At 73.6% G+C, this 16908-nt stretch carries 16 protein-coding genes; 2 read left to right on the top strand and 14 right to left on the bottom strand.

Annotated features, from left to right (window positions below):
• Positions 1–74 precede the first annotated feature (74 nt).
• The 7 genes from NR072_RS02590 to NR072_RS02560 form a co-directional block, all read right to left on the bottom strand.
• On the bottom strand, positions 75–1697 hold the full coding sequence (locus NR072_RS02590; RefSeq protein WP_216880333.1) for a cation acetate symporter: 1623 nt from the start codon (positions 1695–1697) through the stop codon (positions 75–77).
• A complete protein-coding gene (locus tag NR072_RS02585; protein WP_134416518.1) occupies positions 1694–2068 on the bottom strand; it encodes a DUF485 domain-containing protein in 375 nt (124 codons plus the stop codon). The genes NR072_RS02590 and NR072_RS02585 overlap by 4 nt, the downstream gene beginning before the upstream one ends.
• A 201-nt stretch (positions 2069–2269) precedes the next feature.
• Positions 2270–3148, bottom strand: coding sequence for a CoA ester lyase (locus NR072_RS02580; RefSeq protein ID WP_134416516.1), 879 nt, complete (start codon positions 3146–3148; stop codon positions 2270–2272).
• The gene (locus NR072_RS02575) at positions 3145–3675 is read right to left on the bottom strand and encodes a MaoC family dehydratase (RefSeq protein WP_002855019.1); all 531 of its coding nucleotides are present in this window, start codon (positions 3673–3675) and stop codon (positions 3145–3147) included. The genes NR072_RS02580 and NR072_RS02575 overlap by 4 nt, the downstream gene beginning before the upstream one ends.
• A gap of 1 nt (position 3676) precedes the next feature.
• A complete protein-coding gene (locus NR072_RS02570; protein WP_036314059.1) occupies positions 3677–4864 on the bottom strand; it encodes an acyl-CoA dehydrogenase family protein in 1188 nt (395 codons plus the stop codon).
• A 15-nt stretch (positions 4865–4879) separates the two neighbouring features.
• Positions 4880–7006: a biotin carboxylase N-terminal domain-containing protein gene (locus tag NR072_RS02565; RefSeq protein WP_256836012.1), complete on the bottom strand. Its 2127-nt coding sequence runs from the start codon at positions 7004–7006 to the stop codon at positions 4880–4882.
• A 7-nt stretch (positions 7007–7013) separates the two neighbouring features.
• On the bottom strand, positions 7014–8630 hold the full coding sequence (locus NR072_RS02560; protein ID WP_145951534.1) for a carboxyl transferase domain-containing protein: 1617 nt from the start codon (positions 8628–8630) through the stop codon (positions 7014–7016).
• 113 nt (positions 8631–8743) lie between these two features.
• Between NR072_RS02560 and NR072_RS02555 the strand changes: the two genes are divergently transcribed.
• The gene (locus NR072_RS02555) at positions 8744–9391 is read left to right on the top strand and encodes a TetR/AcrR family transcriptional regulator (RefSeq protein WP_036338402.1); all 648 of its coding nucleotides are present in this window, start codon (positions 8744–8746) and stop codon (positions 9389–9391) included.
• Positions 9392–9495: 104 nt separating this feature from the next.
• Complete coding sequence (locus NR072_RS02550; protein WP_051995227.1) at positions 9496–9969, top strand: GNAT family N-acetyltransferase; 474 nt, start codon at positions 9496–9498, stop codon at positions 9967–9969.
• A 108-nt stretch (positions 9970–10077) separates the two neighbouring features.
• Here NR072_RS02550 and NR072_RS02545 read toward each other — a convergent pair whose 3' ends face one another.
• From NR072_RS02545 to pyrH, 7 genes are all read right to left on the bottom strand, one after another.
• On the bottom strand, positions 10078–11517 hold the full coding sequence (locus tag NR072_RS02545; RefSeq protein ID WP_049147672.1) for a dihydrolipoamide acetyltransferase family protein: 1440 nt from the start codon (positions 11515–11517) through the stop codon (positions 10078–10080).
• The gene (locus NR072_RS02540) at positions 11514–12569 is read right to left on the bottom strand and encodes an alpha-ketoacid dehydrogenase subunit beta (RefSeq protein ID WP_050773885.1); all 1056 of its coding nucleotides are present in this window, start codon (positions 12567–12569) and stop codon (positions 11514–11516) included. Before NR072_RS02540 ends, NR072_RS02545 begins: the two co-directional genes overlap by 4 nt.
• An 8-nt stretch (positions 12570–12577) precedes the next feature.
• The gene (gene pdhA, locus NR072_RS02535; protein WP_049147670.1) at positions 12578–13732 is read right to left on the bottom strand and encodes a pyruvate dehydrogenase (acetyl-transferring) E1 component subunit alpha; all 1155 of its coding nucleotides are present in this window, start codon (positions 13730–13732) and stop codon (positions 12578–12580) included.
• A gap of 156 nt (positions 13733–13888) precedes the next feature.
• Positions 13889–14488, bottom strand: a complete 600-nt coding sequence (locus tag NR072_RS02530) for a DivIVA domain-containing protein (RefSeq protein WP_134416508.1) — start codon at positions 14486–14488, stop codon at positions 13889–13891.
• Between the two features lie 49 nt (positions 14489–14537).
• Entirely contained in the window at positions 14538–15374 is an 837-nt protein-coding gene (locus NR072_RS02525; RefSeq protein WP_145951535.1) for a phosphatidate cytidylyltransferase, read from the bottom strand.
• Positions 15375–15399: 25 nt separating this feature from the next.
• On the bottom strand, positions 15400–15957 hold the full coding sequence (gene frr / locus NR072_RS02520; RefSeq protein ID WP_036314042.1) for a ribosome recycling factor: 558 nt from the start codon (positions 15955–15957) through the stop codon (positions 15400–15402).
• Between the two features lie 53 nt (positions 15958–16010).
• Positions 16011–16778 (bottom strand): UMP kinase, encoded by a 768-nt coding sequence (pyrH, locus tag NR072_RS02515; RefSeq protein WP_002857706.1) that lies wholly within the window; start codon positions 16776–16778, stop codon positions 16011–16013.
• Positions 16779–16908 lie beyond the last annotated feature (130 nt).

The following is a 16908-nucleotide window of genomic DNA, read 5'->3' as shown; positions in this document are numbered from 1 at the left end:
GGGGGCCGGCCGGACGGACACCGCACCGCGACGTCCCGCCCCGCCGACCCCCGTGGGGCCGGGTCAGCCGCGGATCAGTGCTGCACCGGCTTCTCGGCGCCGATGCCGGTGAGGGAGCGGACCTCCATCTCGGCCTGCTTGTCCGGGTCCTCGGCGCGCGACGAGGTCACCGAGCCGAGCCAGCCGAGGAAGAAGGCCAGCGGGATGGAGACGATGCCCGGGTTCTTCAGCGGGAACACCGCGAAGTCCGCGCCCGGGATCATCGAGGTCGGCGTCCCGGACATCACCGGGGACAGGACGATCAGGATGATCGCGGAGAGCAGTCCGCCGTACATCGACCACACCGCGCCGCGGGTGGTGAAGCGCCGCCAGAACAGGGAGTAGAGGATGGTCGGCAGGTTCGCCGAGGCCGCCACCGCGAAGGCGAGCGCCACGAGGAACGCCACGTTCTGGCCCTGGGCGGCGATGCCGCCGACGATCGCCAGGACGCCGATCACCACCACGGTGATCTTGCCGATCCGCACCTCCTCCTGCGGGGTGAGCGGGTGCTTGGCGATCACGGAGCCGTACACGTCGTGGGCGAAGGACGCCGCCGCCGTGATGGCCAGGCCCGCGACCACCGCGAGGATGGTGGCGAACGCGACCGCCGAGATCAGGCCCAGCAGGATGGAGCCGCCGAGCTCGAACGCCAGCAGCGGGGCCGCGGAGTTCTGCCCGCCGGGCGCGGCCAGGATGCGCTCGGGGCCGATCAGCGCGCCGGCGCCGTAGCCCAGCACGAGGGTGAACAGGTAGAACGCGCCGATGAGGACGATGGCCCACACCACGGACTTGCGCGCCTCCTTGGCGGTGGGCACCGTGTAGAACCGCATGAGCACGTGCGGCAGGCCGGCGGTGCCGAGCACGAGCGCGATGCCCAGGGACACGAAGTCGAGGCGGGTCAGCGCGCTGGCGCCGTACTGCAGGCCCGGCTCGAGGATCGCCTCGCCCTTCGGGTTCATCTCGACGGCGGCCCCCAGCATGGCGTTGAAGTCGAAGCCGAACAGGGCCAGCGACCACACGGTCATGATCCCCGCGCCGGCGATCAGCAGGATCGCCTTGATGATCTGCACGTAGGTGGTGCCCTTCATGCCGCCGATCAGCACGTAGACGATCATCAGCACGCCCACGATCACGATCACGAGGGCCTGGCCGGCCCGGTCGTTGATGTTCAGCAGCAGGGACACCAGGCCGCCGGCGCCGGCCATCTGGGCCAGGAGGTAGAAGAGGCAGACGGCCATGGTGCCGAAGGCGGCGGCGATGCGCACGGGCTTCTGGCGCAGCCGGAAGGAGAGCACGTCCGCCATGGTGAACTTGCCGGTGTTGCGCAGCAGCTCGGCCACCAGCAGCAGGGCCACGAGCCACGCCACGAGGAAGCCGATCGAGTAGAGGAAGCCGTCGTAGCCGTAGAGGGCGATCGCGCCCACGATGCCCAGGAACGAGGCCGCGGAGAGGTAGTCACCCGCGATGGCCGTGCCGTTCTGGGTGCCGGAGAAGCCGCGGCCGCCGGCGTAGTAGTCGGCCGAGGACGCGTTCGTCTTGGACGCGCGGATCACGATCACGAGGGTGACCACCACGAAGGCGACGAAGATGCCGATGTTCACGGCGGGGTTGCCGACCGTCTGCGCGGCGGCCTGGAGCAGGGGGGTGAGCGCGCTCATCGCGTGGCCTCCGGGTTCTCGGGGGCGCCGGCCGCCTCGCGCTCGAGGCGCTCGCGCAGCGCCGTGGCGCGGGGGTCCAGGGTCCGGTTGGAGAAACGGACGTAGGCGAAGGTGATCAGGAACGTGGTGACGAACTGCAGCAGTCCGAGGACCAGGCCGAGGGTGATGTTGCCGCCGAGGCGGATCGCCATGAACTCGGGGAAGAACGCGCCGACGATCACGAACACCAGGTACCAGACGAAGAACGCCACGGTCATGGGGAAGGCGAAGGATCGGTGGGTGCGCCGGAGCTCGATGAACTCCTCGGACTGCTGAGCGGCGCGGAACTGCGCGGCCGTGGGGACCGGCGCCGTGGGCTCGCTGGATGACATGGGCCCTCCGGGGTGCGTGGGACGAATCAGTGTGAGACAGATCACTGTGATGACAACCACACTCTGGCGGTCGGAGGGGTGCGCCGTCAAGCGCACCCCTGGGCCGTGCGCCCCTGTGACAGCCCCGGGGCGCAGCCGTGCGGACACGGCCGCGCCCCGACGGCACGGAGCCGCCGGGGCACGGGGCCGCCGAGGAGCCGGTCAGGGACTCGCGGGCCGGGCCGCGTCCGCGCGGCGCAGGACCGCGCGGGCCTGGGCGAGGACCACCTCGTCGACCATCGTCCCGTCCAGCTCGAAGGCCCCGTGTCGGCCCTCGGCCGCGGCGAGGACGCGCCGGGCGCGCTCGACGGCCTCCGGGGCGGGCGTGTAGGCGGAGCGCACGACGGGCACCTGGCGCGGGTGCAGGCACACGGTCGCGGTGCAGCCCAGGGCGACGGCGTCCTCGGCCTCGGCGGCCAGCCCGGCCTCGTCGCCGAGGTCCAGGTGGACGGCGTCCCATGCGGCCGCGCCGTGGGCGGCCGCCGCCAGCAGCACCGTCGCGCGGGCGTGCTGGACCACGGAGCGGTAGGCGCCCTCGGGGGTACGGGAGGAGCTGCCGCCCATCGACGCCACGAGGTCCTCGGCGCCCCACATCAGCGCACCCACGTGCGGGTGGGCGGCCAGTTCGGCGGCGGCAAGGATCCCGGCCGCGGTCTCGCACAGGGCGACGACGCGGGTCTGCGGTCCGAGGGCGGCGACGACCCCGTCCACCTGCGCGGCGGACTCGGCCTTGGCGAGCATGAGCGTGCGCCAGCCCGTCCCGGCGAGCATGGCCAGGTCGGCGTCGTGGTCCGCGGTGCCCGCGGGGTTCACGCGCACCACCACGCGGTCCTCGTCCAGCGGGCCGCCGTCGACCCCGCCCGTCGCCCGCCCCGCCCAGGCCGCCGCGACGGCGTCCCGCGCGGCGGGCCGGGCCTCCGGGATGACGGCGTCCTCGAGGTCGAGGATCACCGCGTCCGCGCGTTCGAGCGCCGTGGCGTACCGCTCGGGGCGGTCCGCCGGGGTGAACATGACGGCCGGTCCGAGGGTCAGCGCGCTCATGCCCGCTCTCCCGTCCCTGCGGCGTCGGCGGCCTTCGCCTTGGCCTCCGCGTGCGCCTGCGCGGTCCACATCAGACAGGTGCGCTGGGCGCGGACGACGACGTCGCCGTGCTGGTTCTCCCCCGTCATCGCGAACGTGACGATCCGCTGCCCCGGCCGCGAGGAGGACTCGCGGATCGCGGTGACCTCGGAGCGCCCGTAGAGCGTGTCCCCGTGGAAGACCGGCTTCGGGAACGCGATCTCCCCCAGGCCGAGCTGGGCCACGAGCGTGCCCTGCGTGGTCTGCCCGACGGCGAGGCCCACCAGGGTGGACAGCGTCAGCATCGAGTTGACCAGCGGGCGGCCGAACGGCTGGGCCGCCGCGTACGCGTGGTCCAGGTGCAGGGCCTGCGGATTCATGGTGAGGGTGGTGAACAGCACGTTGTCCGCCTCGGTGAGCGTGCGGCCGGGCCGGTGCAGGTAGACCTGACCGACCGCCAGCTCGTCCGCGTAGCGGCCCCGCTGCTCGATCTCGACGCGTTCTGTCACGTCAGAGGCCCAGCTCGCGGGCGATCAGCATGAGCTGCACCTCGGTGGTGCCCTCGCCGATCTCGAGGATCTTGGAGTCGCGGTAGTGACGGGCCACGAGGGTCTCGTTCATGAAGCCGTAGCCGCCGAACACCTGGGTGGCGTCCCGGGCGTTGTCCATGGCGGCCTCGCCGGCGATCAGCTTGGCCATGGCGGCCTCGGTCTTGAACGGCTTGCCGGCCAGCATCTTCTGGGCGGCCTCGTAGTAGGCCAGGCGGGCGGCGTGCGCGCGGGCCTGCATGCGGGCGATCTTGAAGGACACGGCCTGGAACTGCCCGATCTTCTGGCCGAACGAGGTCCGCTGCGTGGCGTAGGCGACCGACTCGTCCACGCAGCCCTGGGCCGCTCCGGTGGCCAGGGCCGCGATGGCGATGCGGCCCTCGTCGAGGATCTCGAGGAAGTGGGCGAAGCCGCGGCCGCGGGCGCCCAGCAGGTTCTCCTCCGGCACGCGCGCGTCCGTGAAGTGCAGGGCGTGGGTGTCCGAGGAGTTCCAGCCGACCTTGTCGTAGGCCTTGGCCACGGAGAAGCCCTCGGTGCCGGCGGGCACGAGGATCGTGGAGATCTCCTTGGCGGGGCGGCCGTCGTGGCCGGTCCTGCCCTCCACGGTGCCGGTCACGGCGGTGACGGTGACGAGCGAGGTGATGTCCGTGCCGGAGTTGGTGATGAACTCCTTGGCGCCGTTGATGCGCCACTGGCCGTCCTCGAGCGCGGCGGTGGTCTGGGTGCCGCCGGCGTCGGAGCCCGCGCCCGGCTCGGTGAGGCCGAAGCCGGCCAGGTGCGTGCCGGCCACGAGGTCCGGCAGCCAGCGCTGCTTCTGCTCCTCGGTGCCGAACTTCAGCAGCGGCATGGCGCCCAGGGAGACGCCGGCCTCGAGGGTGATGGCCACGGACTGGTTGACGCGGCCGAGCTGCTCGAGGGCCAGGGCCAGGGCGAAGTAGTCGCCGCCCATGCCGCCGTACTCCTCGGGGAACGGCAGGCCGAACAGGCCCATCTCGCCCATCTGGGCCACGATCTCATACGGGAACTCGTGCTTGGCGTCCAGCTCGGCGGAGACCGGGGCCACGACCTCGTCGGCGAACTCGCGGACGGTGTCGGAGAGGACCTGGTAGTCCTCCTCGAGGGCGGGCAGGGTGCGGTGCTTGGTGCTCATGGTCCTCTCCTGTTCTCAGGCGTTCTCTTCGGGTGCTGCGTTCTCGGCGGGCTCGACGACGGCGATCAACGCCTGCGCGGCCACGGGGTCGCCCTCGGCGACGTGGACGGTCACGACGCCGGCGACGGCGGCCGTGACGGGGTGCTCCATCTTCATGGCCTCGACCACCGCCAGCTCCTGGCCCGCGGCCACGGTGTCCCCGGTGGCCACGGACACGGCGACGACGGTGCCCGGCATGGGTGTGCGGGCCTCGGGGGACGCTGCGCCGGCCGGGGCACGGCGCGCGGCCGCGGCCGCGCGGGCGGCCTCGACCACCTCGGCCCGGGTGAGGCGGCGGACCTGCCACGCGGCGCCGTCGCGGTGCAGCCACGCCGAGCGCGGGTCCCGCGGGTCACCGGCCAGGAGGTTGACGCCCGCCAGGGCTCCGGCGTCTTCGTCCACCTCGGCGTCGGCGGCGGGGGCGGTGAGGATGCGGTCCTCGTCCCCCACCCGGACGCGCATCCCGGGCTGCGGGGCGCCTGCGCCGCGCCAGCCGTCCGCCCGGGCCCACGCGGTGCCGGCCGCGCGCTGCTCGGCGGCGGCCGCGTCCTCGGACACGTCGGCCAGGGCCTCGGCCGCGAGGGCGGCGAGGTCCTCGGGCAGCGCGGGGGCGGTCCACGCCTCGAGGCCGTCGATCAGCTCGGTGGTGAGCCGGCCGGCCTGCACGTCCTCACGAGCGGCGAGCTCGCGCAGCCAGCCCAGGTTGGAGCGGACGCCGAACAGCACGGTGTCCGCGAGCGCGGCGTCGAGCCGCTCGAGGGCCTCGGTGCGGTCGGCGCCACGAGCGATGAGCTTGGCGATCATCGGGTCGTAGAAGCCGGTGATCTCGGGCTGAGCGCCGTCGACGTCCACGGGGTCCACGGCGCCGACGGCGGTGGCGGGCCCAGAGCCGAACGCACGCTCCTCGCCCTGCGAGGGCAGCAGGAGCGTGTCGACGCGGACGCCCTCGCCGGCGGGCTCGCGCCAGCGCAGCACCGGCCCGGTGGAGGGCAGGAAGCCGTTCGCGGGGTCCTCCGCGTAGACGCGGGCCTCGACGGCGGCGCCGTCGAGGCTCACGTCCTCCTGGGCGAAGCCGAGCGGCTCCCCCGCGGCGATGCGCAGCTGCAGCTCCACGAAGTCCAGGCGCTGTCCGCGCACCCGGACGACCTCCTCGGAGACCGGGTGCTCCACCTGCAGGCGGGTGTTCATCTCCATGAAGAAGAACTCGTCCGGGTTCTCGTCCGAGACGAGGAACTCGACGGTGCCGGCGCCGCGATAGCCCACGGACACGGCCGCGTCCACGGCGGCCCGGCCCAGGCGCTCGCGGAGCTCGGCCCCGTGCGCCAGCCCGGTCAGCAGGGGCGCGGGGGCCTCCTCGATCACCTTCTGGTGGCGGCGCTGCAGGGAGCACTCGCGCTCACCCAGGTGCACGGTGGCGCCGTGGGCGTCCGCGAACACCTGCACCTCGACGTGCCGGGGCGCGGTGATGAGCCGCTCGAGCAGCAGGGTGTCGTCGCCGAACGCCGAGCGCGCCGTGCGTCGGGCCGAGGCGAGGGCGCCGGGCAGCTCCTCGGCGGCGCGCACGGCCACCATGCCCTTGCCGCCGCCTCCCGCGGAGGGCTTGATCAGCAGCGGGAAGCCGACGTGCTCGGCCTCGGCCGTGTTCTGCGCGTCGGTGAGCGTGGGGTCCTGGATGCCGGGGACCACCGGCACGTCGTACGCGGCCACGGTCTCCTTCGCGCGGATCTTGTCCGCCATCGCGTCGAGCGAGCCCACGGGAGGGCCCACGAACACGATGCCGGCCGCCTCCAGCGCGCGGGCGAAGTCGGCGTTCTCGGACAGGAAGCCGTAGCCGGGGTGCACGGCCTGGGCGCCGGTGCGGCGCGCGGCGTCGACGACGGCGTCGATGTCCAGGTAGGACTCGCGGGCCGGTGCCGGGCCGAGGCGGACCGCCGTGTCCGCCTCGCGGACGTGCCGCGCGTCGGCGTCGGCGTCGGAGTGCACGGCCACCGAGCGGATGCCGAGGCGGCGCAGGGTGCGGATGACGCGCACGGCGATCTCGCCGCGGTTGGCCACCAGCACGGTGTCGAACAGGGGCGTCCCCTGGGCGTGGTTCTCGGTCACGGGTGCCTCACATGCGGAACAGGCCGAACCGGGAGTCCGGCAGCGGGGAACGGGAGATGACGTCGAGGGCCAGGGAGAGCACCCGGCGGGTCTGGCCGGGGGTGATCACCCCGTCGTCCCAGAGGCGGGCGGTGGAGTACAGGGGGCTGCCCTGGTCCTCGTACTGCCGACGGACCGGCGCCTGGAAGGCCTCGACCTCCTCGGGGGACATCGGCTCCTCCCCCGCGGCGGCCCGCTGGTCCTGCTTGATCTGCGTGAGCACGGAGGAGGCCTGCGGGCCGCCCATCACGGAGATGCGCGCGTTCGGCCACATCCACAGGAAGCGGGGTGAGTAGGCGCGGCCGCACATCGCGTAGTTGCCGGCGCCGAACGAGCCGCCGATCACCACGGTCAGCTTGGGCACGCGGGCGGTGGCGACGGCGGTGACCATCTTGGCGCCGTCGCGCGCGATGCCGCCGGCCTCCGCGTCCCGGCCCACCATGAAGCCGGAGATGTTCTGCAGGAACAGCAGCGGGGTGCCGCGCTGGTCGCACAGTTCGATGAAGTGCGCGCCCTTGCGGGCGGAGTCGCCGAACAGGATGCCGTTGTTGGCGAGGACGCCCACGGGGTGGCCGTCGATCCGTGCGAACGCGGTGACCAGGGTGGTGCCGTGGAGGGGTTTGAACTCGTGGACGGAGCCGCCGTCCACGAGGCGGTCGATCACCTCGCGCACGTCGTAGGGGGTGTTCACGTCCACGGGCACGACGCTGGTCAGCTCGGCCGGGTCCTTGGCGGGCTCCGCGGCGGGGGCGACCTCCCAGGCCGGCGCCTCGGCCGGGGGCAGGGTGGCCACGATGTCCCGGAGGATCTGCATGGCGTGCAGGTCGTCGTCCGCCAGGTGGTCCGCGACGCCGGAGCGCTCGGCGTGCAACCGGCCGCCGCCGAGGTCCTCGGGCGAGATGTCCTCCCCGATCGCGGCCTTCACGAGCGGGGGGCCGCCGAGGAAGATGGTGCCCTGCTCGCGCACGATCACGGTCTCGTCCGACATGGCCGGCACGTACGCGCCGCCCGCCGTGGAGGAGCCGCACACCGCGGCCAGCTGCGGGATGCGCTGCGAGGAGAGCAGCGCCTGGTTCCGGAAGATGCGGCCGAAGTGCTCGCGGTCCGGGAAGACCTCGTCCTGGCGGGGCAGGAACGCGCCGCCGGAGTCCACGAGGTAGATGCACGGCAGGCGGTTCTCCAGGGCGATCTCCTGGGCCCGCAGGTGCTTCTTCACCGTCATGGGGTAGTAGGTGCCGCCCTTCACGGTGGCGTCGTTGCCCACCACCATCACGAGGCGGCCGTGGACCAGGCCGATGCCCGCCACGACGCCGGCGGCGGGGCTGTCCCCGCCGTACAGGCCGTGCGCGGCCAGCGCGCCGACCTCGAGGAAGGGCGAGCCCTCGTCGAGCAGCGCGTCGATGCGGTCCCGCACCAGCAGCTTGCCGCGGCCGGTGTGGCGCTCGCGCGAGCGCTCGGGCCCGCCGAGCGACGTGCGGGCGACGAGGTCGGCGAGCTCCTGCTCGAGCCGAGCGTGGCCGGCCGCGTTGCGCTCGGCCACGGTGGGCGCGGACTGCGCGGCCGGGGCCGGGGTGCTGGCGGTCATGAGACCCCCTTCAGTGAATGACGACTAACTGAACCGAGCCTCAGTGTAGTGACGATCGTCACTGACGTCGACCGGGCGCCCGGCGCGCCTCGTCTCGTCCTACAGTGGAACCCATGCCCGCCGCCGATCCCGCGTCCCCCGCCGCCCCGGCGACCCCGCCGACCGCCCGGGAGGCCGCCAAGGCCCGACGCCGGGTGGACCTGCTCGCGGCCGCGGCGCGACTGTTCGCGGCCCGGGGCTTCGACGCGGTCCGCCTCGAGGACATCGGCGCCGCGGTCGGGATCAGCGGCCCCGCCATCTACCGCCACTTCGCCGGCAAGGCCGCCGTGCTCACGGCGATCCTCGACACGGCCTCGCAGGACCTGCTCGACGGCGGGCTGGCCGCCGAGGCGCAGCACGCGCCGGGGGCGGAGACCCTGCGGGCCCTCATCGGCTTCCAGGCGGACTTCGCCCTCGCCCAGCGCGACGTGATCCGCGTGCAGGACCGCGACATGTCCGCCCTGCCCGACGGCGCGCGCACGGCCATCACGCGCACCCAGCGCGCCTACATCGACGTGTGGGCGCGCCAGCTGCAGGTCGTCCACCCCCGCGAGGACCAGGCCACCGCCGTGTTCCGCGCCCAGGCCGTGCTGGGCCTGCTCAACTCCACCCCCCGCTCGGTGCGGCGCACCGCGGCCGACCGCGCGGCCCGCCGCGCGACCCTCGTGGCCATGGCCTGGGCCGCGGCCACGGCCCCCGGGCCGCTCTCCGGCGAGGACTGAGCGGGCGGCACCGGCCCGGCGGGCCGACGTCGTGCCCGGTGGTACGGTGGCCGGTACCCGCGACGGCGGACGCCGTCGAACCCCGCCCCGAGAGGTCCACCGCCGTGCTTCTTCGTGACGTCCGACCCGAGGATCTGGACGAGTTCTTCCTCCACCAGCAGGACGAGCAGGCCAACCTGATGTCCGCCTTCGCCCCCCGCAACCCCCGGGACCGCGGTGTCTTCGACTACCACTGGGCCCACCTGCTCGGGGACGAGGACACCGTCGTGCGGACCATCGAGCACGAGGGCCGCGCCGTGGGTGCGCTCGTGTGCACCCAGCAGGACGGCGTGGGCGAGCTGTCCTTCTGGACCGCGCAGGACTACTGGGGCCTGGGCCTGACGACCGCGGCCGTGGACCGGTTCCTCGAGGAGCACACCGCCCGCCCGCTGCGGGCGCACGTGCCCGAGGACAACGTGGGCTCCGTGAAGGTGCTCTCCCGCCGCGGCTTCGAGACCGTCGGCGAGGAGAAGGTCTTCTCCAACGCCCGCGCCGAGGTCATCACCGAGCTCGTGATGGAGCTGCCCGCCGCCGACTGAGCGCGCCCCGTGGCCCCCGCCGTGCCCGCGGCCGCGCCGGCCTGCCACGACGACGGCCCCGCCTCCCCCCGGTGCCCGGGCGGCGGGGCCGCGGCGCGTCCGGGGCGCTCAGACCATGGTCAGGGTCAGACCCGGGCGGCGCAGGATCGCGCCGACGTCTGCGAGGAAGCGCGAGCCCTGCTCGCCGTCCACGAAGCGGTGGTCGAACGAGAGGGACAGCGTCATGACGTCCCGCAGGGCGATCTCACCGCGGTGCTCCCACGGCATCCTCCGGACCTGGCCGATCGCGATGATCGCCCCCTCGCCCGGGTTGATGATCGGGGTGCCCGCGTCCACGCCGAACACCCCGACGTTCGTGAGCGTGAAGGTGCCGCCGGCCAGATCCGCCGGGGACAGCCGCCCCTCGCGGGCGAGGCCCGTGAGATCGCGGATGGCGTCGGCCAGCTCCCTCAGGCTCATCGCCTGGGCGTCCTTGACGTTCGGCACCATCAGCCCGCGGGGGGTGGCGGCGGCGAAGCCGAGGTTGACGAAGTTCTGCTGCACGATCGTCCCGGCGGCCTCATCCCACCGGGCGTTGACGTCCGGGGTGCGCTCCATCGCCACGAGGCACGCCTTGGCGGCGAGCGTCATGGGCGTGAGCTTGACGTCCCGGAACTCGCGGGAGGCCTTGAGCTCGGCGAGCAGCTCCATGGTCTCGGTGACGTCCACCTGCAGGAACTCGGTCACGTGCGGGGCGGTGAACGCGGACTGCACCATGGCCGCCGCCGTCGCCTTCCGCACGCCCTTGACCGGCACGGCCTCGGTGCGCGGGCGGCCGCCCAGGGTGCGGACGCCCCCGGTCGAGCCCGACTCGGCGCCGGACTGCGGCGGCGTCGCCGCGGCCGCGGGCTGCCCGCCCCCGGCCAGGAACGCCTCGACGTCCGCGCGGGTGATGACCCCGCCCACGCCGGTGCCGGTGACCTGTTCCAGATCCACGCCCGCGCGGCGCGCGTACAGGCGCACGGGTGGGGTGCAGCGGGGCCGCTCGCCCGACGCCGCGCCCCGCACTGCTTCCGGGGCCGCGTCCGCGCGGACGGGCTCGGCGGCCTCGGGCTGCGGGCGCCCGGCGCCGGCCGGGGCCGCCTCCGACGTGGACGGCGCCTGTCCGCGGGCGGGCTCACCCACCGGGGCGGCCGACGTCGCCGGTGCCGCTGAGCCGCGCCGAGCACGGCGGCCGGGCTTGCCGGTGTCCGGCGCGGCGCCGTAGCCGACGAGGGTGGGCACGCGGCCGTCGCCCTCGGCGGGCCCGCCAACGTCGGGCTCGGCGCCCTCGAGGGTGAAGGTCACCAGGGGCGCACCGACCTCGAGGGTCTCGCCCTCGGCGCCGTGCAGGGCCGCGACGACGCCCGCGAACGGGCTCGAGACCTCGACCACGGCCTTGGCCGTCTCGACGTCGGCGAGCACCTGGTTCACGGTCACCGCGTCGCCCTCGGCCACGCGCCACGTCACGATCTCGGACTCGGTCAGGCCCTCGCCGAGGTCGGGCAGGCGGAAGGTCTTCTGGCTCATCGGGTCTCCTCCCCGGCGTTCTGGGCGGCGAGGAACTGCTCGGCGGTCTCGGGGGCGGCGAACGCGTCCACGGAGTCCAGCGAATTCGGCCGGCCCAGAGCACGGTCCAGGCCGTCGAGGATGCGGTCGAGGTCCGGCAGGTGCAGGTGCTCGAGCTTGGACGGCGGGTAGGGCACGTCCATGCCGGTGACGCGCACCGGCGGGGCCTCGAGCCAATGGAACGCGCGCTCGGCCACCGTGGCCACGAGCTCGGCGCCGAGGCCGCCGGTGCGGGAGGCCTCGTGCGCGACGACGAGCCGGCCGGTGCGCCGCACCGAGGACTCGACCAGGCCGGTGTCCAGCGGGGACAGGCTGCGCAGGTCGAGCACCTCGACCTCGACGCCCTCCTCGGCCGCCACCTCGGCGGCCTGCAGGGCGGTCTTCACGAGCGGACCATAGGCCACGAGCGTGGCGTCACGGCCCTCGCGCAGGATGCGGGCGGGGCTCATCGGCGGGATCGCGACGTCCAGGTCCACGTCGCCCTTGTCGTGGTAGCGACGCTTGGGCTCGAGGTAGACCACCGGGTCCTCCGAGGCGACCGCGGCGCGGATGAGGTCGTACCCCTCCTGCGGGGAGGACGGGGAGACCACGCGCAGGCCCGCGGTGTGCAGGAAGTAGGCCTCGGGCGACTCGGAGTGGTGCTCCGGGGAGCCGATGCCGCCGCCGAAGGGGATGCGGATGGTCACCGGCATCGGCACGGCGCCACGGGTGCGGGCGCGCAGCTTGGCCAGGTTCGCCACGATCTGGTCGAACGCCGGGTACACGAAGCCGTCGAACTGGATCTCGACAACGGGACGGTAGCCGCGCATCGCCAGGCCGATGGCCGTGCCCACGATGCCGGACTCGGCCAGCGGGGTGTCGAGCACCCGGTCCTCGCCGAACTCGGCCTGCAGGCCGTCGGTGATGCGGAACACGCCGCCGAGGGCGCCGATGTCCTCGCCCATGAGCAGGACCTTGGGGTCGTCGGCCAGGGCACGGTGCAGGCCGCGGTTGATCGCACGGCCGAAGGTCATGCGCTCGCTCACGCGCCCGCCTCCTCGTCGCCGAACTGCTGCAGGTAGAGGGCGTGCTCGCGGCGCTGCCGCTCGAGCTCCTGGTGGGGCTCCGCGTAGATCTCGTCGAACAGCCTGTCCGCGCCGTCCTCCTCGAGCGCCTCGAGGGCGCGGCGGACCTCGGCCGCCAACTCGTCGGCCTCGGTCTGGGCCTGCGCGAGCACAGCGTCCACGTCCACGTCGAGGGTGCGCAGGTGTGCCTCCACGCGGGTCAGCGGGTCACGGGCCTTCCAGGCCGCGAGCTCGGCGTCGTCCCGGTAGCGGGTGGGGTCGTCCGCGGTGGTGTGCGGGCCCATGCGGTAGGTGACGGCCTCGATGAAGGTGGGGCCGCCCCCGTCGGCGGCGCGCTCGACGGCGGCGCGGGTCGCGGCGAGCACGGCCAGGACGTCGTTGCCGTCCACGCGCATCGACGGGATGCCGAAGCCCCACGGGCGGTCCGCGATGCTGCGGCGGGTCTGCAGGCGCACGGGCTCGGAGATGGCCCAGTGGTTGTTCTGGCAGAAGAACACCACGGGCGACTGGTAGGAGGCGCTGAAGACCATGGCCTCGTTGACGTCCCCCTGGCTCGTGGCGCCGTCGCCGAAGTAGACGATCGTGGCCACGTCCGCCTGGTCCCGCTGGACGCCCATCGCATAGCCGACGGCGTGCAGGGCCTGCGCGCCGATGATGATCTGCTGGGTGGCCACCCGCGCCTCGTTCGGGTCCCAGCTCGAGAACGTGGAGCCGCGCCACACCCGCAGCAGGTCCAGCGCGGGGACGCCGCGCAGCAGGGCCACGCCGTTCTCGCGGTAGGACGGGAAGACGAAGTCGTCCGGTCGCAGCGCGACGGCGGAGCCCACCTGGGCGGCCTCCTGGCCCAACAGCGGGGGCCACAGGGCCAGCTCGCCCTGACGCTGCAGGTGCGTGGCCTCGACGTCGAGGCGCCGGACCACGGCCATCTGACGGTACAGCGCGGCGAGGGCGTCGGCGTCGACGTCCTCGATCCACGGGTCGAGCTCCGGCTGTGGACGGCGGCGGCCCTCCGCGTCGAGCACCTGGAGCGCCACGGCCTCGGCCGGGCCCGCCGGGGGCGGAGAGCCGGCGGATCGGCCGCCGGTGGGACGGGTGTGGTCCACGAGGGTCACTGCACTGCCTTCCGATCGACGCCCACGGTGCGGGGCGAGGGAGCTGTACGCATGCGCGAGCAGGGGTGGAGCGCGCGGCGTCTCGGTGGTGCGATTGTACTCACGTGAGTGTGATCTGCGCCACTCTGCCCGGGGCCGCCGCGCGAGGGCCGGGTGTCAGGCGCGGCGCAGCAGCACGTCGACGGCGGCGTCGAGGTAGGCGTCGACCTGGCCCTCCTCGTAGCCGGCGGCACCCTCGGCCTCGCCGAACGACGCGCGGCGCACGTCGTCCGCGGTCAGCCCGCCCTCGGCGCCGGGATCCGTCGAGTCCTCCGCACCGGCCAGGGTGACGCGCAGACGGTCCACGAGCGCGTCCACCTGGTCCACGTCGTAGCTCACGGCGTCCGCGCGGGAGGGGCGGCGGAAGCGCTCCGCCGGGGCCCGGTCGGCGCGGGCCACGAGCTCGGCCACGCGCTCCTGGAGGTCTGCGGCCCAGTCCTCGTCCCCGCGCTCGGCGACGAAGGCCTGACGCTCGGCGGCGGCCAGCTCCTCTTCCAGACGGTCCAGCTCGTCGTCCACCTCGTCCGTGGCGTAGCCGCCGTTGACGGTCGCGAAGCGGGCCTGGCGCACCTCCTCCGCCGTCAGCGGGGCACCGCCGTCGCGCGCCTCACGGGCACGCGCCATGAAGGCGTCCACGTGGGTGGTCTCGTAGCCGATCTCGTCCTGCTCGACGAGCTCGAAGACCGGCTCGGCGTCCGGGGTGGTGCGGGGGGTCATGGGCGTCTCCTGCGGTGTGGGTCCCGGACGTGCCGGGTCGAGGGGTGGATCAGGTAAGGGGCAGCGCCAGCACGGTGTAGGCCACCGGCGCGGCGAACACGAGGGAGTCCAGGCGGTCCATCACGCCGCCGTGGCCGGGCAGGGCGGAGGACATGTCCTTGATGCCGAGCTCACGCTTGACCATGGACTCAGAGAAGTCCCCCGAGGTGGCGGCGGCGACGGTGGTCACGCCGAGGACGGCGCCGACCCACCACGGCTGGCCGACCAGCAGGGGGACGGCGACGACGCCCACCAGCACCGAGCCCGCCAGGGAGCCGGCCAGGCCCTCCCAGGACTTCTTGGGGCTGATGCGCGGGGCGATCGGGGTGCGGCCGAAGCGGTAGCCCACGATGTAGCCGAACGTGTCGTTGGAGACCACCATCAGCAGCAGGACCGCCACCATGCGGTGCCCCAGCGGCTCGTCCAGGAGCGCCGCGGCGAAGGAGAGCAGGAACGGCGCCCACAGCACGATGAACACGCCCGCGAGCATGAACTGGCCCGCCGGACGCCGCCGCGTCAGCGCCGTCCACACGGCCACCAGCGCCAGGCATGCCACCAGGGCGATGAACAGCGCGGGCACCCCCCACCGCCACGCGGTGAGCGGCAGGACCGCCGCGGCCACCCAGAGCGGGGGCCGCGGCACGTCCAGGCCGATGCCGCGCACCGCCGTCGCGATCTCGGACACCGCGCCGACCAGCAGGGCGACCACGAGGAGGACCAGCAGCCAGTCGAGCCAGAAGAGGCCGACCAGGGCCGTCGCCAGCAGCCCCACCCCCACGAGGACGGCGGACTTGAGGTCGCGGCCGCCGCGCTGGGGTGCGGGCGAGGTGGACACGGCGGAGGTCATGGGGCGAGCGCGGACGGCGGGAGGCTCAGACCTCCAGCAGCTCCTGCTCCTTGTTCTTGGCCATCTCGTCGATGAGCTCGACGTGGCGTTTGGTGAGCGCGTCCAGCTCCTTCTCGCCGCGGGCACCCTCGTCCTCGCCGACCTCGCCGTCCTTGACGGCCTTGTCCATGGCCTCCTTGGCCTTGCGGCGGGCATTGCGCACGGAGATCTTGTGCTCCTCCGCCTTGGACTTGACCAGCTTCACGTACTCCTTGCGGCGCTCCTCGGTCAGCTCCGGCATCACGATGCGGATGACCTTGCCGTCGTTGGACGGGTTCGCGCCGACCTCGGACTCGGACAGCGCCTTCTCGATGTTGCGCAGGGCCGACTGGTCGAACGGGGTGATGAGCAGCGTGCGGGCGTCCGTGGTGGTGAAGGACGCCAGCTGCTGCAGCGGGGTGAACGAGCCGTAGTAGTCAACCATCACCTTGGAGTAGAGGCCCGGGTTGGCGCGGCCCGTGCGCACGGAGGCGAAGTCCTCACGCGTGGCCTCGATGGTGCGGTCCATCTGCTCTTCGGCGGACTGCAGGGTCTCCTGGATCACGGTGTCTCCTCGGTGTGGTGGAACAGGTCTGCCGCCATCCTACGCGGCGCGCCTCAGACGGTGACGGTGGTGCCGATCGGCTCGCCGAGCAGGGCGCGGGTCACGTTGCCCGGGCCCTCCATGCCGAACACGCGCATGTCCAGGTCGTTGTCCTTGCACATGGTCATGGCGGTCAGGTCCATCACGCGGATGTTCCGCAGCAGCGCCTCGTCGTAGGTCAGGTGCGTGAGACGCTCGGCGGTGGGGTCCTTCTTGGGGTCCGCGGTGTAGACGCCGTCCACGCCGGACTTGGCCATCAGGACCTCGTCCGCCCCGACCTCGAGGGCACGCTGGGCCGCCACGGTGTCCGTGGAGAAGTAGGGCAGGCCGGTGCCTGCGCCGAAGATCACGACGCGGCCCTTCTGCATGTGGCGGATGGCGCGCAGCGGGATGTAGGACTCCGCCACCTGCTCCATGTGGATGGCGGACTGCACGCGCGTGGTGACCCCGGCCTGGATGAGGAAGTCCTGCAGGGCCAGGCAGTTCATCACGGTGCCGAGCATGCCCATGTAGTCGGCGCGGCGGCGGTCCATCCCGTTCTCGGACAGCTCCGCGCCACGGAAGAAGTTGCCGCCGCCGACGACGATCGCGATCTCCACCTGGTCCGCCGCGGCGGCGATCTGCTCGGCGATGCCGCGGACGGTCTCCGGGTCCACGCCGATCTTGCCGCCGCCGAACACCTCGCCCGAGAGCTTGAGCAGCACGCGACGGCGGCCGGTGTCGTCCGAGGTCTGCGGGGCGTGGGCGGTGGTCGGGTCCTCGGGGGCGCGGTTCGTCTCCATGGGAAGCATCTCCTGGTCGGTGGGGGTCGGGCCGGAGACGGCCGTGGGGCCGTCCGGGGGCGGACACGCGGACGGGGTGGCCGCCCGGTCGGGGCGGCCACCCCGTCATGCGATGGTCGTCGGCGCCGTC

Source organism: Micrococcus sp. Mcc89, from assembly GCF_024519795.1.
GTDB classification, from domain to species: Bacteria; Actinomycetota; Actinomycetes; order Actinomycetales; family Micrococcaceae; genus Micrococcus; species Micrococcus luteus.
This window is presented reverse-complemented; position numbering and strand designations above follow the sequence as displayed.

Excerpts from the sequence above, each read along its gene's own strand:
- NR072_RS02525 (WP_145951535.1), bottom strand. The coding sequence starts at position 15,374 with ATGACCTCCGCCGTGTCCACCTCGCCCGCACCCCAGCGCGGCGGCCGC.
- pyrH (WP_002857706.1), bottom strand. The coding sequence starts at position 16,778 with ATGGAGACGAACCGCGCCCCCGAGGACCCGACCACCGCCCACGCCCCG.
- NR072_RS02530 (WP_134416508.1), bottom strand. The coding sequence starts at position 14,488 with ATGACCCCCCGCACCACCCCGGACGCCGAGCCGGTCTTCGAGCTCGTC.
- NR072_RS02560 (WP_145951534.1), bottom strand. The coding sequence starts at position 8,630 with ATGACCGCCAGCACCCCGGCCCCGGCCGCGCAGTCCGCGCCCACCGTG.
- NR072_RS02545 (WP_049147672.1), bottom strand. The coding sequence starts at position 11,517 with ATGAGCCAGAAGACCTTCCGCCTGCCCGACCTCGGCGAGGGCCTGACC.
- NR072_RS02585 (WP_134416518.1), bottom strand. The coding sequence starts at position 2,068 with ATGTCATCCAGCGAGCCCACGGCGCCGGTCCCCACGGCCGCGCAGTTC.
- NR072_RS02540 (WP_050773885.1), bottom strand. The coding sequence starts at position 12,569 with ATGACCTTCGGCCGTGCGATCAACCGCGGCCTGCACCGTGCCCTGGCC.
- NR072_RS02570 (WP_036314059.1), bottom strand. The coding sequence starts at position 4,864 with ATGAGCACCAAGCACCGCACCCTGCCCGCCCTCGAGGAGGACTACCAG.
- NR072_RS02555 (WP_036338402.1), top strand. The coding sequence starts at position 8,744 with ATGCCCGCCGCCGATCCCGCGTCCCCCGCCGCCCCGGCGACCCCGCCG.
- NR072_RS02590 (WP_216880333.1), bottom strand. The coding sequence starts at position 1,697 with ATGAGCGCGCTCACCCCCCTGCTCCAGGCCGCCGCGCAGACGGTCGGC.
- NR072_RS02580 (WP_134416516.1), bottom strand. The coding sequence starts at position 3,148 with ATGAGCGCGCTGACCCTCGGACCGGCCGTCATGTTCACCCCGGCGGAC.